The sequence below is a fragment of the Priestia sp. FSL P4-0332 genome, assembly GCF_038005845.1.
Taxonomy (GTDB): domain Bacteria; phylum Bacillota; class Bacilli; order Bacillales; family Bacillaceae_H; genus Priestia.
On the sequence record NZ_JBBOUA010000001.1, the window covers coordinates 4,722,069 to 4,744,557 of the forward strand.

Here is a 22,489-nt window from a genome sequence, read left to right on the forward strand (position 1 = left end):
TTTGTTGATGTATATTGCATGTAAAAAGGAGGTTGCTGATTTGAATCAGACAAACCCGTTTCCGTATAAATCTGAAAACAAACGTTATCATACCTGGAATTACCACTTACGTAACCACTTTGGCCATAAGGTATTTAAAGTAGCCTTAGATGGAGGATTTGATTGTCCAAACAGAGATGGCACAGTAGCTCACGGCGGCTGTACGTTTTGCAGTGCTGCCGGTTCGGGGGATTTTGCCGGAAACAGAGCGGATGACCTTGTGACACAATTTAATGAAATCCGTGAAAAAATGCATCATAAATGGAAAGACGGAAAATACGTTGCTTACTTTCAAGCATTTACTAATACTCATGCTCCTGTCGAGGAGCTTCGTGAAAAATATGAAGCCGTCTTAAAGCTTCCCGGAGTTGTTGGGCTTTCTATCGCCACGCGCCCTGACTGTCTCCCCGACGATGTGGTGGAATACTTGGCTGAATTAAATGAACGAACTTATCTATGGGTAGAACTTGGACTGCAAACTGTTCATGAACGAACTTCACTGCTTATCAACCGGGCACACGATCATCAATGCTATGTAGATGGCGTAGCAAAGCTCAGAAAACACGGTATTCGCGTTTGTTCTCACATCATTAATGGTTTGCCTTTAGAAACACCTGATATGATGATGGAAACGGTACGTGAAGTAGCAAAATTAGACGTTCAAGGAATTAAGATTCATCTGCTTCATTTACTAAAAGGAACTCCTATGGTCAAACAGTATGAAAAGGGCCTTGTTGAATTTCTTTCATTTGAAGAATATGTAAAGCTTGTATGCGATCAGCTCGAAGTAATCCCTCCTGAGATGATTGTTCATCGTATTACAGGCGATGGACCGATAGACCTCATGGTTGGACCGATGTGGAGCGTAAATAAGTGGAGCGTATTAAATGCCATTGATCAAGAGCTCGAACGTCGTCAAAGCTATCAAGGAAAATCTTATGAAAAAGAGTTGATGGAAAGATGAAAATAGAACGTATCCTGCCTTTTGCCCGCACATTGCTCACTAATGCTGTGGCTCAAGGAGATGTCGCGATTGATGCCACAGCAGGAAATGGACATGATACATTGTTCTTAGCTAACTTAGTCGGAGATACAGGTCATGTATATGGATTTGATATTCAACCTCAAGCCATTCAAGCAACTCAGCAGCGATTGACAGAACACCATGTAGAAAACAGAGTAACACTTATCCAAGAAAGCCACAGCAATATAAACATGCTTCCTCGTTCTATTAAAGGACGAGTCACGGGTGCTGTCTTTAATTTAGGTTATTTACCAGGTGGAGATAAAGACATTGTCACCACTTCTGAAACAACAATCTCTGCAATTGAGCAGTTACTTGATTTGTTAGCACCTGAAGGAGTGATTGTGCTCGTTATTTATCATGGACACGAACAAGGGAAACAAGAAAGAGACGATTTACTAACGTATGTCCAAAATCTTGATCAAAAAGACGTTCACGTTTTACAATATCGTTTCATGAATCAGCAAAACAACCCTCCCTTCATCATTGCTATTGAAAAAAGATAAGCCGCATATGGCTTATCTTTTTAACATTCGGTACAAGCGTCCGTTGATATAGAAAAAGTAGCTGAGGGCTCCCCCCGCTTTTATTAACCTACGTGCATTCACATGAACATGTTTTTGTGCCCGCACTTTTTGATCCGACAAATAAACGCCCAAGAGTCCTTTATAGATAAAGCAGTGAAAGTGATAATCCGGCAGTTTTTTAGCATATTCGTCCGCTTTTACGACAAAATGCAAAAAGCGATCCATCATTTGCTGATAATGAGGATAATAAAAACAAAAGTTCAAATCTCCTCCTGCTTTATCTTCTTCTTGGTCAATTAAATAATCGAGTAAAATATGTAAGCCTTGAATATAAGGAAAATATCCTGCTTTTATTTTCTGCGTCATTTCTTCGGTCATCTCTTCTTGAAAGCTATAAGCAACTAAACAAAAAATTCCTAACGTTGAACCAGAGCACGCTGAAAATTCATACCACTCCATTTCAGGAACACTGTGCCGGTGAGCATCGAACCAATTCTCTAATCGTGGAACTCTTTCCTTGATTTCAACATGCTTATGTATTTGCAAATCACAATAATAATTAGCTAGTTCTAATAAATGTGAAGAGACTATATGGTAATTACAAGCTTTTCGCAAGGACTGCTGACAAGTCTGGACAAGTCCGGCTAAGTATCCTCCGTCGTCTTTATCCGCTCGAAAACGATAGTAATCCCCAAGAGGTGCATGAGGAGTCAACGCATCTGGCATCGATTCATGTAAGGCGGCAAAATCTTTAGGGTCTAGCGAATTGCTGCGGTCACATAAGTTATCTAAGTAATCGCTGATTGTTTGGTAGGCAACAATAAATTTCACGCATTCAATCATGTTTTCTTTCGCTAAAATCGATAGGATACCGCCTCCTTCACAATGAAAAGTTTTTGTATCGATACTTGCCAATGCTTGAGTACGCAATTCTTTATTAGGAATCTCTTTTGCTCGTTCGCGCCAATGATTAAGCTCATGATGAACGACAGGAAACACTTCTCGATAAATTTTTCTCATTAATGAAATAGGATGAGACGGAATCTTCATTTATTTTCACCTCAATTTCTTACCGCACTTATTAAATGTGAAGATCGACAAAACTTTTCGCATATGTAAAAACGTATTCTCTTTCAGGCTCATTAAAGATTTCGTGATACAGCTGAGACCATTCTTTGTAGATTTTTTCACTTAGCTCTATTTCATCAAACCACTGCCTAACAATCAGCTTTTCAATAATTTTATCTTCTCCTGCCTGCATCACAAGAAGCGGGACATCAGGCAAACGATCGATATCTTTAAAAGCTAAGTTGACAGCTTGGATCAATTCCCGGTACCATCTTACAGAAACTTTTGTAACATACAGTGAGTCATTTTCATCTTCATCTCGAACTTCTTGGTTTCTTGTTGCTTTTTCAACAGTGAGACCTAAATCGAAAAGTTTGTTCGGCATGACTTTATTTAACCCTTTAGATAGCATATCTAAATAAGCCGGTACTTGCTCTTTTAATCCTAGACAAGGAGAGGAAAGAATCGCACCCCATATAGGGAGGTTTTTTGTCTGGAGCGTACGAATAACCGCCAGTCCTCCCATACTGTGACCTAACAGGAAAATAGGCAAATCATATTTTTGCGCTTCACGTACCCATTCTTCCACTTCATACACATATTCATCAAAGGATAGGATATGTCCTCTTCTTCTTGTTGTTAAGCCTTGGCCAGGAAGGTCTCCCATAATTACGTGCATTCCAACCGAACGCCACATCTCAATCAGCCAGCGATAGCGTCCGTGATGCTCCGCTGCTCCATGGACCATGACAATAACGCCTTTTGGATTTACTGCTTCCCATTTATGCATTTGAGTTACTCCTTCTTCCTTTTTTTGTTTACCTGCTTAAAAAACCTTTGTACACTTACATTAGAAGATTTACTACTTTTTTTCAACTAATAAAGGGAGATGATTTGATGATTTATCCGTATAAAGAAAAAATGCCTACCATTGCACCCAGCTGCTTCATCGCAGACTATGTCACGATTACTGGAGATGTCACCATTGGTGAAGAAAGCAGCATTTGGTTTAACACTGTTATTAGAGGAGATGTTTCACCTACGATTATTGGTAAACGAGTAAATATACAAGATCAATCAACACTCCATCAAAGCCCAAATGCTCCATTGCTTATTGAGGATGATGTGACAGTAGGACATCAAGTTATTTTACATAGCTCCATCATCCGCAAACGCGCGCTCATTGGCATGGGTTCTATTATTTTAGACGGTGCAGAAATTGGTGAAGGTGCTTTTGTCGGTGCTGGAAGCTTAGTGCCTCCCGGTAAAAAAATACCACCTAATACTCTCGCACTCGGCCGACCTGCTAAAGTGATCCGCACTCTGACAGAAGAGGATTTAAAAGATATGCAGCGCATTCGTACAGAATATGTAGAAAAAGGGCAGTATTATAAGTCTATTAAGAAATCTGATTCTTCATTATAAAGGAAACGTTCCCTCAGAAAGTCACACTGAGGGAATTTTTTTAGTATCTCCACAAACTCTCCAATCATGTTCTATTCTCTCCACAATTGTAAAGAAATTTCCATATTAATTTACATCGTTTTAGTACTGCCTCCACAATTAAAGATTAAACTGAATAATAAAGACGTATTTATTGAAAAGGGAGCGACTCTATGAAAGCCAAGTTAATTCAGTATGTATACGATGCCGAATGCCGATTATTCAAAAGCGTAAACCAACATTTTGATCGAAAGCACTTAAATAGATTTTTACGTTTACTAACTCACGCCGGAGGAGCCACTTTTACCATTGTGATAGCGTGCTTGCTGCTATTTCTGTATCCTTCATCCGTCGCTTACGCTTGTGCGTTTTCTCTAGCCGTTAGTCATATTCCAGTCGCCATTGCTAAAAAACTATATCCGAGAAAACGACCTTATATTCAATTAAAACATACAAAAGTGTTAGAAAATCCATTAAAAGATCATTCATTTCCATCTGGGCATACAACAGCTATTTTTTCGTTGGTTACCCCTCTTATGATTGTTTATCCAGCCTTCGCTGCTGTTCTTTTGCCTCTTGCAGTAATGGTAGGAATTTCAAGAATTTATCTTGGCCTGCACTATCCGACGGATGTCATGGTAGGTCTGATACTGGGCATCTTTTCGGGTGCTGTTTCACTGAACATATTTTTAACTTAATTGATAGGAGGAGTACTAATGAGAATTGCTTTATTTACGGATACATTTGCTCCAGAAGTTAACGGAGCTGCTAAAACACTTTATCAATTTACTCAGTACGTCAAATCAAAGCAAATTCCCATCCAGGTATTTGCTCCTGAATTTGCTCATGATCAGTCATTTTCAACGTATGTTCACCGTTCGCCCAGCATGCCGTTTTTCCTTTATCCAAACAGCCGCTTTTCATTGCCAAACGTTCTAAAAATTAAAAAGCAGCTGCAGGCATTCAATCCTTCTATTATTCATTTGGCCACTCCTTTTACAATGGGGGTTTGCGGCTCCTATTACGGGAAAAGATTAGGTGTTCCTCTTGTCGGCTCTTATCATACCAATTTTGATGATTATTTATCTCACTATGAACTTGAAAAAATGCGTGTACCACTGCAAAAATATATGAAATGGTTTTATAAACCTGTACAAAAAATATTCGCTCCCTCTGAAGTGACCAAACAGCAGCTAGAAGAACAAGGGTTTCACAACGTAGATATTTGGTCGCGAGGAGTAAATCATAAATTATTTCATCCCCACTATGACCGCTTTGATATTCGTATTAAATATAATATAAAAAAACCCTACATCTTAACGTATGTAGGAAGATTAGCTAAAGAAAAGAACGCTGATTTTTTAATAAAAATCGCACGATCTCTACCTGATCATATCCGTCATCAAATTCACTGGGTTATTGTGGGAGACGGCCCTTTAAAAGAACAAATGCAGCAGCAAGCATCTGAGCATATGACATTTACAGGCTTCCTTGAAGGTAAGCAACTTGCTCATATCTATTCATCATCTGATTTGTTTGTTTTTCCTTCAGAAACAGAAACCTTCGGAAATGTTGTACTGGAATCTCTTGCTTCTGGAACTCCTGTAGTGGCAGCAAATGCAGGAGGAGTTAAACAGATGGTTCAGCACGGGCGAAACGGCTACCTTTGCAAACCTCACTCCTTAGAAGAATTCAGTTCGGCTATTACAGATTTACTCGATGATTTGCATCAGCGTCTTCACTTTGGCCATGCAGCGAGACAATACGCTCTTACTCAATCATGGGACGCCATTTTTCAGCATTTGCTTTCAGAATATGAAAGTGTCGTAGAAAAATCTGCTGCAGGTATTCAATGGGCATAAAAAAATCTCCGTTTTCACGGAGATTTTTTTATTATTTAGCTAAAGCTTGAGTTTTTAATGCTTCCGCTTTGTCTGTGAACTCCCAAGGAAGCTCCACATCCGTACGACCAAAGTGGCCGTAAGCTGCTGTTTGCTTATAAATTGGGCGACGTAAATCAAGCATTTTAATGATGCCTGCTGGACGTAGGTCAAAGTTTTTGCGTACTACGTCTACTAGTACTTCTTCAGAAACTTTTCCTGTACCGAATGTATCAATTGAAATAGATACTGGTTGTGCAACACCAATTGCATATGCTAGTTGTACTTCACATTTATCAGCAAGATCAGCTGCTACAATGTTTTTCGCAACATAACGAGCTGCATAAGCTGCTGAACGGTCTACTTTTGTTGCGTCCTTACCAGAGAATGCACCGCCGCCGTGACGAGCATATCCGCCGTAAGTATCAACGATAATTTTACGACCAGTTAAACCAGCATCTCCTTGAGGACCGCCGATTACGAAACGTCCTGTTGGGTTAATGAAATACTTTGTATTTTCATCAATTAACTCGTTTGGAACAACTGGATTAATAACATATTCTTTTAAGTTACGTTGAATTTGCTCTAACGTTACTTCTGGGTGATGCTGGGTTGAAATAACAATTGTATCGATGCGAACAGGTTTGTTGTTTTCATCATATTCAACTGTTACTTGTGTTTTACCATCCGGGCGAAGGTAAGGAAGAATTTCTTCTTTACGTACTTCTGTTAGACGGCGAGCAAGTTTATGAGCTAATGAAATTGGAAGAGGCATTAATTCTTTTGTTTCGTTACATGCATAACCAAACATTAACCCTTGGTCTCCAGCTCCGATTGCTTCGATTTCTTCATCTGACATTTGACCTTCACGTGCTTCTAACGCTTGGTCTACACCAGCAGCGATATCAGCTGACTGCTCGTCGATAGATGTTAATACTGCACAAGTTTCAGCATCAAATCCGTATTTTGCACGAGTATAGCCAATTCCTTTAATTGTTTCACGAACTGTTTTAGGAATATCCACGTAAGTAGAAGTTGTAATTTCACCACTTACTAAAACTAAACCAGTTGTTACGCTTGTTTCACAAGCAACACGAGCATTTGGATCCTTTGCTAGGATAGCATCAAGAATTGAGTCAGAAATTTGGTCACAAATTTTATCGGGATGTCCCTCTGTAACAGATTCTGACGTGAACAGACGACGTTGTGTTGACATCAGTTTTCCTCCTTATAAATACGATACATTGTGATACGGTACTCATTCCCTTATTTTCACTACACGTTAAAAAATATAAAAAAACCTTTCCTTGTATCGAGGAAAGGTATCAAATTCTACATAAGCCTTTCACTCTTATCGATCAAGGTTGTGCCCTTGCATCAGGTTAGCACCTTATCGTCTACACAAAAAAATGACGATGGTTGCTGGGTTTCATAGGGCCTGTCCCTCCACCAGCTCGGGATAAGAGAGTATCCGTTCAAGGACATATAATACATGAAAAAGCGCTTCACTGTCAACAACATTCAAATGGAAATCATCTCTTTATGTTTGAATCTGTTTTAATGTAACATACTCAAATTCCGAAATAGTACATCTTATTAAGAATCATCACTAAGTTTAGTTAATAAGACAGATCAAAATGAGGCTTTCACTTAAAATAGCTTCACTTTTTTTGCTCCTATCACATATACATGTGTCTAAAATAGGTATAACGTACATTTTTTTATAATAAACAAACATTTTTAGTTAAATAGTATAGAATAATTAAATAAATGTGTTATACTAATTATAAATTTCAAACATTAATGAATAAATAATAGCTAAAAAAGGAAGGTAGTGCACATGAGTACTGTTGATATGTCTATCGAATTAAATGGTTTGCTTCAATTAAAAACAACAAAACACCAATTATCTGTTCCACAACTTGTTGAAAAAATTCTAGCTCGACGCGAAGGAACGCTGACTTCTACAGGTGCTGTGTCAGTCGAAACCGGAAAATATACAGGTCGCTCTCCTTTAGATAAATTTATTGTAAGCGATGCTGTGTCTTCAAAAACGGTTGAATGGGGACCTGTCAATCAGCCAATTTCTGCTCAGCGATTCGATGCGCTATACAAAAAAGTCTTAACCCACTTAAAGAAGCAGGATGAACTTTTTGTTTTTAATGGATATGCTGGAGCTGATAAAAAGTATCAGTTACCAATTCAAGTAGTTAATGAATTTGCATGGCATAACCTATTCGCTCAGCAGTTATTCATTCGCCCTTCAGCCGAACAAAAAACAAATGATGATGTGAAGCCGTTTACAATTGTAGCAGCTCCAACGTTCAAAGCTGATCCTGAAACAGACGGGACGAATTCTGAAACCTTCATTATTCTTTCGTTAGAGCGACGCATCGTGCTAATTGGAGGAACTGAATACGCTGGTGAAATGAAAAAATCTATTTTCTCAGTGATGAACTTCTTGCTTCCTCAAAACAATATTCTATCCATGCACTGTTCTGCTAACGTAGGAGAAGAAGGTGACGTTGCATTATTCTTTGGTTTATCTGGAACGGGTAAAACAACGCTTTCTGCTGATGCAAACCGTCGTTTAATCGGAGATGACGAGCACGGTTGGTCAAGCTCTGGTGTATTTAATATTGAAGGAGGATGCTACGCGAAGTGCATTCAGCTTTCCGAAGAAAAAGAACCGCAAATTTTCAATGCAATTCGCTTCGGCGCCGTACTGGAAAATGTAGTGTTAAATCAAAATACGAAAGTAGCAGATTACAATGATAATAGTTTAACAGAGAATACTCGTGCCGCTTATTCAATTGACTCTATTGATAATACGGTATTGCCAAGCGTTGCTGGGCACCCTACAGCTATTGTCTTTTTAACTGCTGATGCCTTCGGCGTCTTGCCTCCAATCAGCAAGCTTACAAAAGAACAAGCGATGTACCATTTTCTGAGCGGATACACTAGTAAGTTAGCTGGAACAGAGCGCGGCGTAACATCGCCACAGGCTACTTTCTCTACATGCTTTGGTGAGCCTTTCTTACCCCTTGCTCCAACAACTTATGCAGAAATGCTAGGAAAGAAAATCGATGAACATAATGTAAATGTATACCTTGTAAATACTGGATGGACCGGCGGTGAATACGGCGTGGGCGAACGAATGAAGTTAAGTTACACTCGAGCTATGGTTCAAGCAGCCCTTGAAGGAGAACTAGCTAATACCGAAACAGTAACAGATGCTATTTTTGGTTTATCGATTCCAACTCATGTTCCGGGAGTTCCTGATGAAGTGCTTCAGCCTTCTAAAGCATGGAACGATGCGACAGCTTATAACCAAAAGGCAACTGAGCTTGCTGCTAAATTCAAAGCTAATTTCAAGCGTTTTAATGATGTAGCATCTGACATTTCAACATTAGGCGGACCTAGAGTCTAATAAAAAACCGATCGTCTATAAGACGATCGGTTTTTTAGTTAGTCGAATGTAATTTTGTCAGTTCATATGTGACAATGGTTTTTTCCTGCTCCATTTCTACCTTACGCACAACAGCAGTTCCAATACATTCTCCATTTTTCGTTTTGTGAATGTTTAATGGAATATCTAACGGATACAAGCGATATCCTTTTTTCTCAATTTGAAAAATGTTATCCGTTACACGCTTTTCGTTGCCTTTTGTCACAATCATTGTATTTAATTCTAGCGGCATCCCCATTTTTTCTCACTCCTCACTGTTATTCTACTTGTTTTCTCTATCGTAGCATATCTTTTATTGCGCTTTCATCCACTTCGTTAACTTCTTCACCGTTTCTCGGTTTTCTTTTGGTGGAAAAGCATGTGGAAAGTTTTCGAAGTACCAGCTGGTAACTTTTTTATTGGACTTCTTTAGTTTAGATTCGAGCTGATAGGAATGATCAATCGACACGTTTTTATCTTCTAAACCATGAATAAGCAAGACCGGCGGCTCGACGAGATGAGCACGATGCAAAGGTGTCCTCCATTCGTATCTTTCAGGATATTTAGAAGGCGTTCCTCCAATCACCCGCTTCATCATTCTTCTTAAATCTTCTCTTTCTTCATATGTCAGCACCATATCCGTGACGCCTCCCCATAACACAAGAGAACGGCTGTCGTTTTTTTCAATGGCTGTGAGTAAAGCCATCACTCCCCCTCTTGAAAACCCAAAAATATGAATGCGGTCATGGTAGACGTTAGGGAGCTGTTTCAGTAAATCGTAAGCAGCAAAAGCATCGTAACGATCATCTCCCGCAAAATCTTCGTTTCCTTCGCCTCCTTGATTTCCCCTATAGAACGGAGCCATCACAATAAAACCTTGAGAAGCAAATTGAATGAGTCGAGCAGGACGAACCGTTCCTACGTTCTTAATACCTCCCCTTAAGTATAAAAAGCCGTCATACATTCCTTTTTCTTTTGGCTCTGCGAGCATTCCTTTAATCTTAAGCCCTTGACATGCATATGTAATCACCCACAGCGCCACGCGAGGGTTTGATGATGGGAAACGCTGTTTATGAAGAATTGTTCCATCTTTCATTTTTTTCCTCCATTCTTTATATAACTAGCCTGCTTTCTCCCGCTAAGGTGTACTTTCAATTGTTGACTACTACTTCGTTGATTTTACACATAGTTATATAGGCACTCACCTTCTTCCACTTCTTTACATACATTATCATAAAATATTTTATTATTTTAAGGAGGTTTGCTTTATGAAACCAATCAAATGGCTTTTTTCTTTGCTTGCTATTATGATTTTACTCATTCCACTAATTAGCTGCAGCAAAACAACATCTGTACAAACGGTTCGTGTTGGCGAAGTAACTCGCTCTATCTTTTATGCTCCCCAGTACGTCGCTATTTCAAAAGGCTTTTTTGAAGAAGAAGGACTAAAGGTAGATTTAAAAACAACGTGGGGCGGAGATAAGACAATGACTTCACTTTTATCTGACGGCATCGACGTCGCTCTAGTCGGCTCGGAAACTTCAATCTACGTATATGCACAGGGGTCTAGTGATCCCGTCATCAACTTTGCACAACTAACCCAAACCGACGGAACATTTCTAGTAGCGCGTAAAAAAGTCAATCACTTCTCATGGGATCAGCTTAAAGGCAAAACGTTTCTTGGTCAACGCAAAGGCGGCATGCCGCAAATGGTAGGGGAATATGTGTTGAAACAGCATAATATTGATCCTAAAAAAGATGTAAAACTCGTTCAAAACATTGATTTTGCTAACGTTGCGAATGCTTTTGCTTCTGGCACTGGAGATTACGTTCAATTATTTGAGCCAACGGCTAGTATTTTAGAGCAACAAGGAAAAGGACATATCGTTGCTTCCTTCGGAAAAGAATCAGGAACAGTTCCTTATACAACATTTATGGCCAAAGAAAGCTATTTAAAAGATAACCCTGAAGCAGCGGCTAAATTTACTCGAGCTATTTACAAAGCACAAAAATGGGTGAATACACATAACACAGATGAAATTGCTGAAGTGGTTGCACCGTATTTTGAAGATACACCTAAAGAAACGCTGAAAACTGTTATTGACCGCTATAAATCCCAAAAATCCTTTGCAACTAACCCTTTATTAGATCAAAAAGAGTGGGATCATTTACAAAAAATCATGGACGAATCTGGAGAACTTCCAAGACACATCGATCACAGCAAGCTAGTCAACACAAAATTCGCAAAAGATGCAATGAGTGAGTAATATGACAAAACTTCACATTCAAGATGTTCAGCATATGTATCTTACGACAAAGTCTGCTACCACTGCACTTGAACATATTAATTTGTCTATTGAAGAAGGAGAATTTGTTTCCTTTCTCGGCCCAAGCGGATGTGGAAAAACGACGCTTCTATCGATTATTGCCGGCTTGATTGAACCATCGTCCGGCTCTGTCACAATAGACGGTGAAAATATCGGAACATCAGTCCCAAACATCGGTTATATGCTTCAACAAGATTATTTGTTTCCGTGGAAAACCATTAAAGAAAATATTTTACTTGGTCTTGAAATTCGCGGCCAGCTAACAGATGAAACAGAGAAGAAAGCTTTGTTACTTCTAAAAGAAATCGGTTTACAAGGCGTAGATAGCCTATATCCGCACCAGTTATCCGGAGGCATGAGACAACGCGTCGCTTTAGTTCGAACACTTGCTATTGACCCCGCTATTTTACTCTTAGACGAACCTTTTTCAGCACTCGATTTTCAAACAAAACTCAAGCTTGAAGAACTTGTCTCCAAAACGCTGATGACCTATCAAAAAACGGCCGTTTTGGTCACGCACGATATCGGCGAAGCCATTGCTATGAGCAGCCGAATCTTTTTATTCTCAGCCAAGCCGGGGAAAATCGCAAAAATATTTACGGTTCCTTCTATTTTACGAACCCTTTCTCCGTTTGAAGCACGCCAGCACCCTGTCTATAACGATTTATTTATGGACATATGGAAGGAGCTTGATCAACTTGAAACCCACTAGCTCCCTAAATACTCTTCACGAAAGCTACCTTCGCAAGGTTCGCGGCGAAAAACGATTAGTACTGAGCGTACAGATGGTCATTTTCTTAGCCTTTTTTAGCTTCTGGGAACTAGCTTCTCGTTTAAAGTGGATTGATCCTTTAATTTTCAGTTCCCCTACTAAAGTATGGCATTTATTTTTAATTAAACTTGCCGACGGCTCGCTAGCAGAACATATTGGTTTTACATTATTTGAAACGGTTCTTGGCTTCATTCTAGGCACATTGCTAGGTATTTTACTTGCAACGGCCCTTTGGTATTCAACTAGGCTTGCAAACATATTAGACCCTTACCTCGTTATTTTAAACGCCATGCCCAAAGTAGCGCTGGGCCCTATTTTAATAGTAGCGATCGGTCCAGGATTTTTCTCAATTTTAACGATGGGAGCGATTATATCCGTTATTATTACATCCATCGTCGTTTACACAGCCTTTAAAGAAGTTGATCCAAACTATATTAAATTACTAAAAAGCTTCGGTGCAACGAAAACCCGCTGTTTTAAAGAAGCAATTCTGCCAGCTTCCATGCCTGCCATTATTTCCACATTTAAAGTAAATGTCGGCTTATCTTGGGTAGGCGTCATCGTAGGAGAATTTTTAGTTTCTTCAAAAGGGCTTGGATATATGATTATTTATGGTTTCCAAGTTTTCAACTTTACTCTTGTTCTTCTCAGCTTATTATTAATTGCCATTTTCGCTACGATTATGTACCAAGGCGTTGCTTATTTAGAAAAGAAATTGATCCGACGCTCATAAAAAATCCCCCCGTACAAACGGGGGGATTTTTATTAATACGATGCTTTTACAAAAATGTTCGCTTTACATATTTCATTACATATTGTAAAACATTATCTTTCATGATGAAGCTGTATGCATCATCTTGTTGAATACCCGAAGGTAGTTCATCAATCATTACTGGACCATCTGTTTCCATGTAGTCTTCTTTTTTAATTACATTTCCAATAGTAGCAAAATAAATGTTTTTAATAATAGTCTTTCCTTTACTTACTACTTTGTACTGACCAATATAAGTTAAAGAAGAGACTTCTCCGCCTGTTTCTTCAAATACTTCTCGAACCGCTGCTTCTTCTGGTACTTCATTGCCTTCTAGTTTTCCTCCGGGAAATTCTAAACCTCGTTTTGAGTGATTCGTTAGCAACCATTGATTTTCATACCTGCATACGACCCAAACATGACGTGGAGTTTTCGAGAATGGATTTTTTTCAAATGATAAAAATACTTGATTATGATATGCATCCTTAAATGTGTACATGGTCGACTCAAACTCCATTTGATTTTTCCCTTATTTTATCATACATTACGGCCATACCTGATAAGAAAAGTATGCTCGTACTTTTTTCTTTGCTTTTTACCCCTTATTCCATTCTATCTGAAGATAAAATATTCATCTGTTTGATATGTGATTTTGTTTCATTGTCTCCCAGCTGATAAAGCATGGTATATATTTCAACTGTCGTTTTATCGTACATATCATTTTGAGAATCATGATGATATTCCAGATATGGAATATGTGATCGCCAAAAGCTCGACCAATCGCTTGAAGCACGCTGATCTAAATACGTTCTCAGCTTCTCCACTTCTTCATCTGTTGCTTCAATTGCATAATTCCAATCTGAAGCAGTATTTGACTGATTGATTTCTCCTGAACTCAGAGATACATAATATTTTTTTGTCATGAAAGATATTCAGCTCCTTCTTTCTAGTGCCAACTTATCTTTCTTATTTGTATCTTATTCTTTTTTTATACACTCTACGATTTAAAGCGGTCTTTTAAAATCGCTATTGCTTTTTTTAACGGCTCTGGAATTGGAATTCCTACAATTCCTGCATTTTCTGTAATTGAAATCATTTCGTTTAAAATATAGAACAAAATAGCTCCATCTCGAATAATATGACCGTTTTCCCAGAATACAGAATCGATAAAGTTTGCTACAGCAATCATGGCAAAAATAAAAATCTTTTTGGCAATTCCTTTAAAACCTACTTTGCTAGATAAACGTTTATTTATAAAAGCTGCAATTGTACCCGTCAAGTAATCCATTGCCACTAATGCTACTAAAGCCATTAGTAAATAGTCCCACTCTCCAAATAAAAAAAAAGCCAGTGAACCTAAACTTGAGATTATCAAGACAGCAAGCTTCTGCATATCCACTTTTTTCACCCTTTCAGCAGTCATAAGCAGTCATATCCCTACAGTATATGCCAGTGAAAAAAAAGTGTTCGTCCATCTTATCATAAAAAAACCTGCGAGTACTCGCAGGTTTTAATTACTTGCCTAGGAATGATTTTAACATCCACGTATGCTTCTCTAAGCTTTGATGAATGGCTAACAGCATGTCTCCTGTTGTTTCGTCGCCCGCTTCACCGGCTGCGTCCATTCCTTCTTTTAATTCAGCAGTTAGCGTATCAAAATCGCTTACTAAAGAAGCAACCATATCTTTAGCCGTTTCGCTTCCATCCGCTTCTTTAATAGAAGAAAGTTCTAACGATTCTTTCATTGTTGCCACAGGTTTTCCTTCTAATGCTAAAAGGCGTTCTGCAAGGTCATCAATAATTGTAGCTGTTTCCGTATACAGCTCTTCAAACTTTTCATGAAGAGTGAAGAATTGTTCACCTTTTACGTACCAGTGAAAGTTATGAAGTTTTATGTACATTACACTAAAATTCGCTACTTGTTTATTAACGATTTCATTTACATTTGCTGCCATGTTTTTCGCTCCTTTGTGAACTCTTTATATAATATAGTTGTACCCTTTTTTAGTTGATTAAAACATTTTTTTCATAAAAAGAGACATTTCCCTTTCTTTAGACTCAGAGAAACTTCTTCATCTTTTTTCAAATAAAATAAGCAGCCCAGTGGACTGCTTATTTTTAGCCAAATACTTTTTCTAAATCTTCTTTGTCCTGTTCTAGCCAGAACTTCATCAAGCGTTTTGCTCCTTCTAAATCGTGAAGTTTCGCTTGACCGCACTGCTTTTCGTTTGCTGCTGGAATTTCAGTAATGTTAATTGCATCTTTTAACGTATCGTCTAACAAGTCAATAATTTCACGTACAGTCGGCTCGCCGCTCACTACTAAGTAGTACCCAGTTTGACATCCCATAGGCGAAATATCAATAATATCAAAGTGATCATATTTTTCTACATGAGTACGAATGTTAAAAGCTAATAAATGCTCTAACGTATGAATAACGTCGGGCTTCATTGCTTGTTTGTTTGGCTGGCAAAAACGAATATCAAATTTATTTACAACGCCGTCGCTTCCCACTTTGTGAACACCGCAGTGTCTTACGTAAGGTGCTTTAACCGCATTATGATCTAGCTCAAAACTTTCTACTGATGGCATAATACCACTCCTTTTTTCTTCTTTCACCTATCATAACATGCAATTCCGATATATTTCATCCATTTAATAACCTTTATTTCTTTTAGTTGCTTTTTATTCCTTCTATCCCTTATAGTATGAGCAAACACGAAAGAAAGAACGTGATAATAAATGATTGCAAAGCTTTTGCTTTTACTTATAAAAGGATATCAAAAAGGAATTTCACCTTTTCTTCCGGCAAGGTGCCGGTTTTACCCTACTTGCTCCCAGTACGGAGTTGAATCCATTAAACGCTTTGGTGCCGTAAAGGGATCTTATTTGACTGTAAAACGCATTTTAAAATGCCACCCGTTCCATCCGGGTGGCATCGATGAAGTACCTGAGAAAAAATCACACTAAGCTTTAGTTGTTTTCGATTGCTTCATACCCATTTACAACAACATCTAGCTTTCCTGTATTTGGATCAATAACTAGCCCATGTACAGGAGTATCTTTTGAAAATAGAGGATGATTACGGATTGTCTCTACACTATGCTGAACAGTCTCTTCTACTGAATCAAAACCCGTTAACCATTGTTTCAAGTCCATAGAATATTCAATGGTATTAATCACTTCATCTGAGATGCCTTTTGCTCTTACTTTCTCTAAAAAAGGTTTCGCCTGAAGTTTACCTGCTCCGCAGTCATGGTGACCAATTACACATACCTCATCAGCTTGTAGCTCGTACACAGCTACTAAAATGCTTCGCATAATACTTCCAAATGGATGTGAAACAAGCGCTCCTGCATTTTTAACGATTTTCACGTCTCCGTTGCGTAAATTTAAAGCGTGTGGAAGCAATTCTACCAATCTTGTGTCCATACACGATAAAATGACCATTTTTTTATCAGGGAATTTGCTTGTTTCGTAAAGTTCATACTTCTTTTCTTCTACAAATTTTTTGTTGAATTCTAAAACATCTTGTAATAAGCTCATTTGCTGTCTTCTCCTTCATAAAAAAAATTCTTTCTTGTATTATAATACTTTTTCCTATAAGATGAAAAGTGTTAAATCGTAATCATTATTATTTACAAACAAGAAAGTAGGTTATAACAGTGAAAAAAATTCCCGTTACCGTTTTAAGCGGATACCTTGGTTCAGGTAAAACAACTCTTTTGAACCATATTTTAAAAAATAAAGAAGGTTTAAAGGTCGCGGTTATTGTCAATGACATGAGCGAAGTAAATATTGATGCAGACTTAGTTAAACAAGGCGGATTTTCTCGAACAGAAGAAAAACTTGTTGAAATGCAAAATGGCTGTATTTGCTGTACGCTTCGAGACGATCTAATGAAAGAGGTAGAACGCCTAGCTGACAATGGTGATATTGATTATATTGTCATTGAATCTTCCGGAATCAGCGAACCTATACCTGTTGCTCAAACATTTACTTATATTGATGAAGAGCTTGGCATTGATTTAACTCAGAAATGTTCGTTAGATACGATGGTCACTGTAGTAGATGCCAATCGCTTTTGGGAAGACTTTTCATCCGGCGAAAGCTTATTAGACCGCAAAGAAGGAACAGATGAAAACGATACAAGAGAAGTGATTGATTTATTAATCGATCAAATTGAATTTGCAAACGTCATTTTGTTAAACAAAGTTGATTTGTTAACAAAAGATGATGCAGATGAGCTGCAGGCTGTTCTTCATAAATTAAACTCAGAAGCCACTGTTATCCAAACAATTAATAGTGAAGTAAGCCTTGAAGCCATACTTCATACCCACTTATTCGACTTTGAAAAAGCTAGTCAAGGAGCCGGATGGATTAAAGAATTAAATGAAGAACACCATACGCCTGAAACGGAAGAGTTCGGTATTTCTTCTTTTGTATACAGAAGGAATCGTCCCCTTCATCCTGAACGCTTTATGAAATGGTTAGAGAACTGGCCGGTTGATATTGTACGCGCAAAGGGATTTTTCTGGCTTGCTTCGCGTAATAATATGGCAGGACTTCTTTCTCAAGCGGGTACGTCCATTATGATTCAAGCAGCGGGTGAATGGATAGCAACTTACGCACCGGAAGAAAGAGAACAAACCTTAAAAGAAGAGCCTGAATTACGAGCAAAATGGGATGAACAATTTGGAGATCGTATTAACGAGCTCGTGTTCATTGGTATTGATATGAACACAGCTGAAATAATTGAAACTTTAGACCGCTGTTTGCTGACAAATGAGGAAATGAATCAAGATTGGGCTACTCTCAAAGATCCCCTTCCTAAGTTTACAGTAAGTGCGTAAATTTTTAGTTTTCAAATCGTAATAATTACGATATAATAACATAGGTCATAAATGGTTACGATACGAACGGAAGGAGCAACATAATGAAATTCAAACCACTTTTAATGGTGCTTGCATTAGGAATCGGAACAGCTCTTGCAGGGTGCAGTTCAAGCAGTGCAAATAACGCATCTGATAATAAAAACAAAAAATTAGAAGTTTATACAACAATCTACCCTTTACAAGACTTTACTGAAAAAATTGGTGGAAAATATGTAGAAGCTAAAAGCATTTTACCAACCGGTGTAGATGCCCACTCATTTGAGCCTACAACAAAAACAATGGTTAAAATCGCCAACGCGGACGCATTCGTTTTCTCAGGAATTGGACTTGAAGGTTTTGCAGATAAAGCACAGTCTACACTTAAAAATGAAGATGTAGCTTTAGTAGAAGCTGCAAAAGGAATTAAATTAGCAAAGAGTTCTGAAGATGATCATGCTCACGAAGACGAACATGCCCATGAAGAAGAGCATAACCACGGAGATACAGACCCTCACGTTTGGCTTGATCCTGTTTTAGCTATTCAATTAGCAGAAAATATTAAAGATGAACTTATTGAATTAAAACCAGATAAAAAAGCAGAGTTTGAAAAGAACTTCCAAGCGTTAAAGACTCACCTTGAAGATGTGGACCAAGAGTTAAAAACAACGATTGGCGACGCACCTCATAAAGAAATTTTAGTATCACATGCAGCCTATGGCTACTGGGAAAAACGATACGGCTTAAAGCAAATTAGCGTAGCGGGTTTATCTCCTACAAATGAGCCGTCTCAAAAACAATTAGAAAACATCGTAAAACAGGCAAAAAAAGACCATATCAAATACTTTATCTTTGACCAAAATTTAAAGCCTAAAGTGTCTACGCTTGTAAAAAATGAAGTGGGAGCTCAAGCTTTAACACTTCATAACTTAGAGTCATTAACAAAAAACGATGTTAAAAATAAAGAAGATTATTTCTCCATTATGCAGCACAACATTGATACGTTGAAAAAAGCATTATATTAATAAAAAAACTAGCCTCCCGGCTAGTTTTTTTATTGTAACTTATATTTTTGCTTAAAGCGTTCTACACGGCCGCCTTTATCAGCAAATTTTTGTTTTCCTGTATAAAATGGATGTGTATCCGAACTGATTTCAACTTTTAAAAGCGGATATGTGTTGCCATCTTCCCATTGAACGGTCTCATTTGATTGTTTTGTAGATCCTGATAAAAATGATGTTCCGCTATTTGTATCCATAAATACAACTTTACGATAGTCTGGATGAATATTTGTTTTCATTAAATATCTCTCCTTTAAAACAATATACACTTATTATAATCGTAATGATTACTATTTTCAAGTTATATGTTTTACCAATTCTGATGCATAAAGCGTGGTAAAAAGTGGACAATAAGGTTTATCAATACTTTACTGGAAAGGTTGAAAAGTGAATGGATCATTTAGTTACTGCACGTTCAATGTTTGGTTTGAACATGGGAGTACATATCATTTTTGCCACTCTTGGCGTCGGCATTCCTCTCATGATTTTATTGGCTGAAATTCTTTACTACAAAACAAAAGATAAAGATTATGAACTTATGGCACAGCGTTGGACAAAAGGAGCTGCTGTCCTGCTTGGAGTCGCCATTCCTACGGGAACGATTGCTGGTGTACAATTAGCGTTGCTTTGGCCGGGTTTTATGGAAATCGTAGGAAAAGTGATGGCTCTTCCCTTTCAAATTGAAATTTATGCTTTCTTTATTGAGGCTCTGTTTCTCTCTATTTACGTATACGCAGCGGACCGTATTTCTCGAAAAATGAGGATTATCAGTCTAATTTTAGTAGCAATAGGCGCTCTTGCCTCTGCCGTTTTAATTACAAACGTGCACGCATTTGAAGGAACACCTGCTGGCTTTCGAATTTTAAATGGCGAAATTGTAAGCGTAGATCCTTGGGCAGCTTTCTTTAATCCGAGTTTCTTTGTAACGTCCGGTCATGTAGCCGTTTCTGCTTATACAACCGGAGGCTTTGTCATTGCTTCAGTCGCTGCCTTTAAAATGCTTCGTGCGCGAAAACATAATCCAAGAGAATATAAATTTCATCATAAAGCATTGATGATGGGATTAGTAATCGGCGGGATTTTTTCTTTTGTAACAGCTTTGAATGGACATGAATCTATGCAAAAAGTATACGAATATCAACCCGAAAAACTTGCAGCAGCTGAAGGTCTATTTGAAACGCAAGATCATGCGCCATTAGCTTTAGGCGGATTTACAGATGAAAAAGAACAGCGAGTCAAGTATGGAATTGAGTTTCCATGGATGCTCAGCTTCTTGTCGGGTAATAGCTTTAATACAGTGATTACTGGACTCAATGACTTCCCTAGGGATTATTGGCCGCCGCTTTTTGTGCATACCTTGTTTAACGGTATGGTCATTATCGGATCGATTTTAATTTTAGTGGCGCTAGTGGGCGTTGTTTGGTACAAGTTTTTAAAGAAGAAAAGCTTCCCTAAAATTTTTATGTGGGCATTTGTCGCAACAGGCCCTCTCGCGATCATGGGCATTGAATTCGGATGGATTTTCGCATGTACAGGAAGACAGCCCTGGGTCATTTACCGCATCATGCGTACATCAGAAGCAGTTACCACTTCTGCTAATTTGCATATTTTATTTTTTTTATTTTTGCTTGTTTATATCGTACTTGTGGCCGCAGTCGCCCTTGTACTGGTGTTTTATTTCAGAAGAAATCCGCTTTCTAAAGAGCTTGCTGCGCAAGCAGATTAAAAAGGATGTGAGAATATGGGTGATTCATTACTAGCAATTACTGTAATATGGGGCTTCATTTTTATCTATGCCGTAATGGGAACGATGGACTTTGGAGCTGGCTTTTGGTCGATGGTATATATTAATCGTACGAAAACAAATGCTACAGATGTAGCAAACAGATATCTATCGCCTACTTGGGAAGTAACCAATGTATTTATCGTTGCGATTGTTGTTGCGCTGTTTAGTTTTTTTCCTCGAGCTACATTTACGCTTGGCACAGTGTTACTAATACCCGGAAGTATCATTTTACTTCTCTTATCTATTCGAAGCGGATTTTTAGTGTTTTCACACTATGCTAGCAGCTTCAAATATCGGAGAGCATTGGTTTATATATCCGGTATATCCGGCGTGTTAATTCCTGCTTTTTTAATCGCTGTACTGCCAGTAAGTCAAGGTGGATTTATTGATATAATTGATGGCACGCAACGATTAAATTTAGCAAAAGTATTTTCAAGTCCGCACGTCTATTCATTTATCGGGTTTGCCATAAGCTCTTCGCTGTTTCTATCGTCTCTGTTATTAGCAGATTACTCGAAGTCATCTGACGAAATGGAAGCTTATGCGGTCTATCGGCGTGATGCGCTCATTACAGGACCTCTTTCCCTGCTAATGGCTATCTTTATTATGATTACAATGCAATCAGAAGCAAGCTGGTTATATGATAAAATGATGCAGTTTAAGCCCCTTCTTTACGGATCTGTAGGTCTATTTGTAGTAGCTGGCATTGCTCTGCTGCTACCTTCTCAAAAAGGAAAAGGCATGCCTCGTTTAGCCGTGGTATCCATTATCCTTCAATATTTCTTAGCAAGTTACGTATACGGACGAAGTCATTTACCTTATGTTGTCTATCCAAACGTAACGATTGAGAATGGATTTACACATCCCGATGCGTTTCATTCTTTATTTATTGTGTATATTGTTGGTTTTGCTATTTTATTTCCTGGATTCTTTTATTTCTGGCGTCTATTTATGAAAGATAATAAAGAATACAGCAAAAAGAAGCCATATTAAAAAACCTGGTCAGCACTTGACCGGGTTTTCTTAAGAAGCAGCAGATTTTGCTACTACTTCAGCAAAACCTTTAGCAAATACCTTACATTTTTCTACATCTTCTCCAAAGGGAGAGAGCTCGATTTTCAAACCGGGAACGGCTATATTTCCGTTACGTCTCTTTATTTTTTCTTCAATTAAATCAACTGCTCCGCAAAAAACATCATATGATGAATCACCTGAGCCAAATACAGCCATCTGCTTTTGACTGAGATCTATATCATCCATTTCATCATAAAGATCTAAAAAATCATCTGGCAGCTCTCCATCTCCCCACGTATAAGCTCCAAAGATAATAGATTCTGCGGATACAAGGTCAGAAGCATCAATGTCATATACTTCTGCTCGTTTCACATGCAATCCATGCTTGACTAATTCTTCTTCAATCAAATCGGCTATCGCTTCTGTGTTACCTGACATACTCGCATAAGCTAGTAAGATTTCCTTCATGTAAATGACG

27 protein-coding genes and 1 riboswitch are annotated in these 22,489 nt (G+C 38.2%); of the genes, 14 read left to right on the plus strand and 13 right to left on the minus strand.

Going from position 1 to position 22,489, the window contains the following annotated elements; genetic code table 11:
- Window positions 1–40 precede the first annotated feature (40 nt).
- Together MKY06_RS24710 and MKY06_RS24715 are read left to right on the plus strand one after the other, a co-directional pair.
- The gene (locus MKY06_RS24710; RefSeq protein WP_013059529.1) at window positions 41–1,003 is read left to right on the plus strand and encodes a TIGR01212 family radical SAM protein; all 963 of its coding nucleotides are present in this window, start codon (window positions 41–43) and stop codon (window positions 1,001–1,003) included.
- Entirely contained in the window at window positions 1,000–1,569 is a 570-nt protein-coding gene (locus tag MKY06_RS24715; RefSeq protein WP_013059530.1) for a class I SAM-dependent methyltransferase, read from the plus strand. Before MKY06_RS24710 ends, MKY06_RS24715 begins: the two co-directional genes overlap by 4 nt.
- A 12-nt stretch (window positions 1,570–1,581) precedes the next feature.
- Here the strand turns inward: MKY06_RS24715 and MKY06_RS24720 are convergent, their stop codons facing one another.
- Together MKY06_RS24720 and MKY06_RS24725 are read right to left on the minus strand one after the other, a co-directional pair.
- Window positions 1,582–2,640, minus strand: a complete 1,059-nt coding sequence (locus tag MKY06_RS24720; RefSeq protein ID WP_013059531.1) for a tetraprenyl-beta-curcumene synthase family protein — start codon at window positions 2,638–2,640, stop codon at window positions 1,582–1,584.
- Between the two features lie 31 nt (window positions 2,641–2,671).
- Complete coding sequence (locus tag MKY06_RS24725; RefSeq protein ID WP_013059532.1) at window positions 2,672–3,448, minus strand: alpha/beta fold hydrolase; 777 nt, start codon at window positions 3,446–3,448, stop codon at window positions 2,672–2,674.
- 107 nt (window positions 3,449–3,555) lie between these two features.
- Here MKY06_RS24725 and MKY06_RS24730 point away from each other — a divergent pair, with 107 nt between their 5' ends.
- The 3 genes from MKY06_RS24730 to MKY06_RS24740 all read left to right on the plus strand — a co-directional run bounded on the left by MKY06_RS24730 (window position 3,556) and on the right by MKY06_RS24740 (window position 5,963).
- Window positions 3,556–4,083: a gamma carbonic anhydrase gene (locus MKY06_RS24730; protein WP_013059533.1), complete on the plus strand. Its 528-nt coding sequence runs from the start codon at window positions 3,556–3,558 to the stop codon at window positions 4,081–4,083.
- Window positions 4,084–4,274: 191 nt separating this feature from the next.
- A complete protein-coding gene (locus MKY06_RS24735) occupies window positions 4,275–4,799 on the plus strand; it encodes a phosphatase PAP2 family protein (RefSeq protein WP_025601494.1) in 525 nt (174 codons plus the stop codon).
- Window positions 4,800–4,817: 18 nt separating this feature from the next.
- Window positions 4,818–5,963: a glycosyltransferase family 4 protein gene (locus tag MKY06_RS24740; protein ID WP_025601492.1), complete on the plus strand. Its 1,146-nt coding sequence runs from the start codon at window positions 4,818–4,820 to the stop codon at window positions 5,961–5,963.
- Between the two features lie 31 nt (window positions 5,964–5,994).
- Here MKY06_RS24740 and metK read toward each other — a convergent pair whose 3' ends face one another.
- Window positions 5,995–7,197: a methionine adenosyltransferase gene (metK, locus tag MKY06_RS24745; protein ID WP_013059536.1), complete on the minus strand. Its 1,203-nt coding sequence runs from the start codon at window positions 7,195–7,197 to the stop codon at window positions 5,995–5,997.
- A 132-nt stretch (window positions 7,198–7,329) separates the two neighbouring features.
- Window positions 7,330–7,447, minus strand: a riboswitch (SAM riboswitch).
- Window positions 7,448–7,821: 374 nt separating this feature from the next.
- Here metK and pckA point away from each other — a divergent pair.
- The gene (gene pckA, locus MKY06_RS24750; RefSeq protein WP_028411848.1) at window positions 7,822–9,411 is read left to right on the plus strand and encodes a phosphoenolpyruvate carboxykinase (ATP); all 1,590 of its coding nucleotides are present in this window, start codon (window positions 7,822–7,824) and stop codon (window positions 9,409–9,411) included.
- A 34-nt stretch (window positions 9,412–9,445) separates the two neighbouring features.
- On the opposite strand, the gene MKY06_RS24755 is transcribed toward pckA, so the two are convergent.
- Entirely contained in the window at window positions 9,446–9,688 is a 243-nt protein-coding gene (locus MKY06_RS24755; protein ID WP_013059538.1) for a DUF2584 domain-containing protein, read from the minus strand.
- Between the two features lie 54 nt (window positions 9,689–9,742).
- The gene (locus MKY06_RS24760) at window positions 9,743–10,525 is read right to left on the minus strand and encodes an alpha/beta hydrolase family protein (RefSeq protein WP_013059539.1); all 783 of its coding nucleotides are present in this window, start codon (window positions 10,523–10,525) and stop codon (window positions 9,743–9,745) included.
- A gap of 172 nt (window positions 10,526–10,697) precedes the next feature.
- Here MKY06_RS24760 and MKY06_RS24765 point away from each other — a divergent pair, with 172 nt between their 5' ends.
- From MKY06_RS24765 to MKY06_RS24775, 3 genes are read left to right on the plus strand one after another with little or no spacing between them, the layout of a single operon-like run.
- Window positions 10,698–11,696: an ABC transporter substrate-binding protein gene (locus MKY06_RS24765; RefSeq protein ID WP_013059540.1), complete on the plus strand. Its 999-nt coding sequence runs from the start codon at window positions 10,698–10,700 to the stop codon at window positions 11,694–11,696.
- A 1-nt stretch (window position 11,697) separates the two neighbouring features.
- A complete protein-coding gene (locus tag MKY06_RS24770; protein WP_025601484.1) occupies window positions 11,698–12,468 on the plus strand; it encodes an ABC transporter ATP-binding protein in 771 nt (256 codons plus the stop codon).
- On the plus strand, window positions 12,455–13,261 hold the full coding sequence (locus MKY06_RS24775; protein ID WP_025601482.1) for an ABC transporter permease: 807 nt from the start codon (window positions 12,455–12,457) through the stop codon (window positions 13,259–13,261). The genes MKY06_RS24770 and MKY06_RS24775 overlap by 14 nt, the downstream gene beginning before the upstream one ends.
- A 46-nt stretch (window positions 13,262–13,307) precedes the next feature.
- Here MKY06_RS24775 and ytkD read toward each other — a convergent pair whose 3' ends face one another.
- From ytkD to MKY06_RS24800, 5 genes are all read right to left on the minus strand, one after another.
- Window positions 13,308–13,778, minus strand: coding sequence for an RNA deprotection pyrophosphohydrolase (gene ytkD / locus MKY06_RS24780; RefSeq protein WP_013059543.1), 471 nt, complete (start codon window positions 13,776–13,778; stop codon window positions 13,308–13,310).
- A 103-nt stretch (window positions 13,779–13,881) separates the two neighbouring features.
- A complete protein-coding gene (locus tag MKY06_RS24785; protein WP_013059544.1) occupies window positions 13,882–14,202 on the minus strand; it encodes a hypothetical protein in 321 nt (106 codons plus the stop codon).
- Between the two features lie 74 nt (window positions 14,203–14,276).
- Window positions 14,277–14,702, minus strand: coding sequence for a phage holin family protein (locus MKY06_RS24790; RefSeq protein ID WP_013059545.1), 426 nt, complete (start codon window positions 14,700–14,702; stop codon window positions 14,277–14,279).
- 91 nt (window positions 14,703–14,793) lie between these two features.
- Complete coding sequence (locus tag MKY06_RS24795; protein ID WP_013059546.1) at window positions 14,794–15,234, minus strand: Dps family protein; 441 nt, start codon at window positions 15,232–15,234, stop codon at window positions 14,794–14,796.
- Window positions 15,235–15,397: 163 nt separating this feature from the next.
- Window positions 15,398–15,871 carry an S-ribosylhomocysteine lyase gene (locus tag MKY06_RS24800; protein WP_013059547.1) on the minus strand — a complete coding sequence of 158 codons (474 nt, stop codon included), beginning with the start codon at window positions 15,869–15,871 and terminating at the stop codon, window positions 15,398–15,400.
- Between the two features lie 150 nt (window positions 15,872–16,021).
- Here MKY06_RS24800 and yidD point away from each other — a divergent pair, with 150 nt between their 5' ends.
- Window positions 16,022–16,249, plus strand: coding sequence for a membrane protein insertion efficiency factor YidD (gene yidD / locus MKY06_RS24805; protein ID WP_013059548.1), 228 nt, complete (start codon window positions 16,022–16,024; stop codon window positions 16,247–16,249).
- Between the two features lie 3 nt (window positions 16,250–16,252).
- On the opposite strand, the gene MKY06_RS24810 is transcribed toward yidD, so the two are convergent.
- The gene (locus MKY06_RS24810; RefSeq protein ID WP_098602591.1) at window positions 16,253–16,825 is read right to left on the minus strand and encodes a beta-class carbonic anhydrase; all 573 of its coding nucleotides are present in this window, start codon (window positions 16,823–16,825) and stop codon (window positions 16,253–16,255) included.
- 119 nt (window positions 16,826–16,944) lie between these two features.
- On the opposite strand from MKY06_RS24810, the gene MKY06_RS24815 reads away from it, so the two are divergent.
- Both MKY06_RS24815 and MKY06_RS24820 read left to right on the plus strand, forming a co-directional pair.
- Window positions 16,945–18,132 carry a GTP-binding protein gene (locus tag MKY06_RS24815; RefSeq protein ID WP_025601462.1) on the plus strand — a complete coding sequence of 396 codons (1,188 nt, stop codon included), beginning with the start codon at window positions 16,945–16,947 and terminating at the stop codon, window positions 18,130–18,132.
- Window positions 18,133–18,215: 83 nt separating this feature from the next.
- Window positions 18,216–19,175: a metal ABC transporter substrate-binding protein gene (locus tag MKY06_RS24820; RefSeq protein ID WP_098602592.1), complete on the plus strand. Its 960-nt coding sequence runs from the start codon at window positions 18,216–18,218 to the stop codon at window positions 19,173–19,175.
- A 29-nt stretch (window positions 19,176–19,204) separates the two neighbouring features.
- On the opposite strand, the gene MKY06_RS24825 is transcribed toward MKY06_RS24820, so the two are convergent.
- Window positions 19,205–19,450, minus strand: coding sequence for a type B 50S ribosomal protein L31 (locus MKY06_RS24825; RefSeq protein ID WP_013059552.1), 246 nt, complete (start codon window positions 19,448–19,450; stop codon window positions 19,205–19,207).
- Between the two features lie 152 nt (window positions 19,451–19,602).
- Here MKY06_RS24825 and MKY06_RS24830 point away from each other — a divergent pair, with 152 nt between their 5' ends.
- On the plus strand, window positions 19,603–20,937 hold the full coding sequence (locus MKY06_RS24830) for a cytochrome ubiquinol oxidase subunit I (protein WP_013059553.1): 1,335 nt from the start codon (window positions 19,603–19,605) through the stop codon (window positions 20,935–20,937).
- Between the two features lie 15 nt (window positions 20,938–20,952).
- Window positions 20,953–21,990, plus strand: coding sequence for a cytochrome d ubiquinol oxidase subunit II (locus tag MKY06_RS24835; protein ID WP_013059554.1), 1,038 nt, complete (start codon window positions 20,953–20,955; stop codon window positions 21,988–21,990).
- Between the two features lie 30 nt (window positions 21,991–22,020).
- Here the strand turns inward: MKY06_RS24835 and MKY06_RS24840 are convergent, their stop codons facing one another.
- Complete coding sequence (locus MKY06_RS24840) at window positions 22,021–22,479, minus strand: flavodoxin (RefSeq protein ID WP_025601458.1); 459 nt, start codon at window positions 22,477–22,479, stop codon at window positions 22,021–22,023.
- Between the last annotated feature and the right edge of the window lie 10 nt (window positions 22,480–22,489).

Excerpts from the sequence above, each read along its gene's own strand:
- MKY06_RS24810 (WP_098602591.1), bottom strand. The coding sequence starts at position 16,825 with ATGAGCTTATTACAAGATGTTTTAGAATTCAACAAAAAATTTGTAGAA.
- yidD (WP_013059548.1), top strand. The coding sequence starts at position 16,022 with ATGATTGCAAAGCTTTTGCTTTTACTTATAAAAGGATATCAAAAAGGA.
- MKY06_RS24770 (WP_025601484.1), top strand. The coding sequence starts at position 11,698 with ATGACAAAACTTCACATTCAAGATGTTCAGCATATGTATCTTACGACA.
- MKY06_RS24825 (WP_013059552.1), bottom strand. The coding sequence starts at position 19,450 with ATGAAAACAAATATTCATCCAGACTATCGTAAAGTTGTATTTATGGAT.
- pckA (WP_028411848.1), top strand. The coding sequence starts at position 7,822 with ATGAGTACTGTTGATATGTCTATCGAATTAAATGGTTTGCTTCAATTA.
- MKY06_RS24795 (WP_013059546.1), bottom strand. The coding sequence starts at position 15,234 with ATGGCAGCAAATGTAAATGAAATCGTTAATAAACAAGTAGCGAATTTT.
- MKY06_RS24730 (WP_013059533.1), top strand. The coding sequence starts at position 3,556 with ATGATTTATCCGTATAAAGAAAAAATGCCTACCATTGCACCCAGCTGC.
- MKY06_RS24820 (WP_098602592.1), top strand. The coding sequence starts at position 18,216 with ATGAAATTCAAACCACTTTTAATGGTGCTTGCATTAGGAATCGGAACA.
- MKY06_RS24725 (WP_013059532.1), bottom strand. The coding sequence starts at position 3,448 with ATGCATAAATGGGAAGCAGTAAATCCAAAAGGCGTTATTGTCATGGTC.
- MKY06_RS24790 (WP_013059545.1), bottom strand. The coding sequence starts at position 14,702 with ATGACTGCTGAAAGGGTGAAAAAAGTGGATATGCAGAAGCTTGCTGTC.
- MKY06_RS24785 (WP_013059544.1), bottom strand. The coding sequence starts at position 14,202 with ATGACAAAAAAATATTATGTATCTCTGAGTTCAGGAGAAATCAATCAG.
- MKY06_RS24835 (WP_013059554.1), top strand. The coding sequence starts at position 20,953 with ATGGGTGATTCATTACTAGCAATTACTGTAATATGGGGCTTCATTTTT.
- metK (WP_013059536.1), bottom strand. The coding sequence starts at position 7,197 with ATGTCAACACAACGTCGTCTGTTCACGTCAGAATCTGTTACAGAGGGA.
- MKY06_RS24740 (WP_025601492.1), top strand. The coding sequence starts at position 4,818 with ATGAGAATTGCTTTATTTACGGATACATTTGCTCCAGAAGTTAACGGA.
- MKY06_RS24840 (WP_025601458.1), bottom strand. The coding sequence starts at position 22,479 with ATGAAGGAAATCTTACTAGCTTATGCGAGTATGTCAGGTAACACAGAA.
- MKY06_RS24720 (WP_013059531.1), bottom strand. The coding sequence starts at position 2,640 with ATGAAGATTCCGTCTCATCCTATTTCATTAATGAGAAAAATTTATCGA.
- ytkD (WP_013059543.1), bottom strand. The coding sequence starts at position 13,778 with ATGTACACATTTAAGGATGCATATCATAATCAAGTATTTTTATCATTT.
- MKY06_RS24830 (WP_013059553.1), top strand. The coding sequence starts at position 19,603 with ATGGATCATTTAGTTACTGCACGTTCAATGTTTGGTTTGAACATGGGA.
- MKY06_RS24715 (WP_013059530.1), top strand. The coding sequence starts at position 1,000 with ATGAAAATAGAACGTATCCTGCCTTTTGCCCGCACATTGCTCACTAAT.
- MKY06_RS24735 (WP_025601494.1), top strand. The coding sequence starts at position 4,275 with ATGAAAGCCAAGTTAATTCAGTATGTATACGATGCCGAATGCCGATTA.
- MKY06_RS24760 (WP_013059539.1), bottom strand. The coding sequence starts at position 10,525 with ATGAAAGATGGAACAATTCTTCATAAACAGCGTTTCCCATCATCAAAC.
- MKY06_RS24755 (WP_013059538.1), bottom strand. The coding sequence starts at position 9,688 with ATGGGGATGCCGCTAGAATTAAATACAATGATTGTGACAAAAGGCAAC.
- MKY06_RS24765 (WP_013059540.1), top strand. The coding sequence starts at position 10,698 with ATGAAACCAATCAAATGGCTTTTTTCTTTGCTTGCTATTATGATTTTA.
- MKY06_RS24800 (WP_013059547.1), bottom strand. The coding sequence starts at position 15,871 with ATGCCATCAGTAGAAAGTTTTGAGCTAGATCATAATGCGGTTAAAGCA.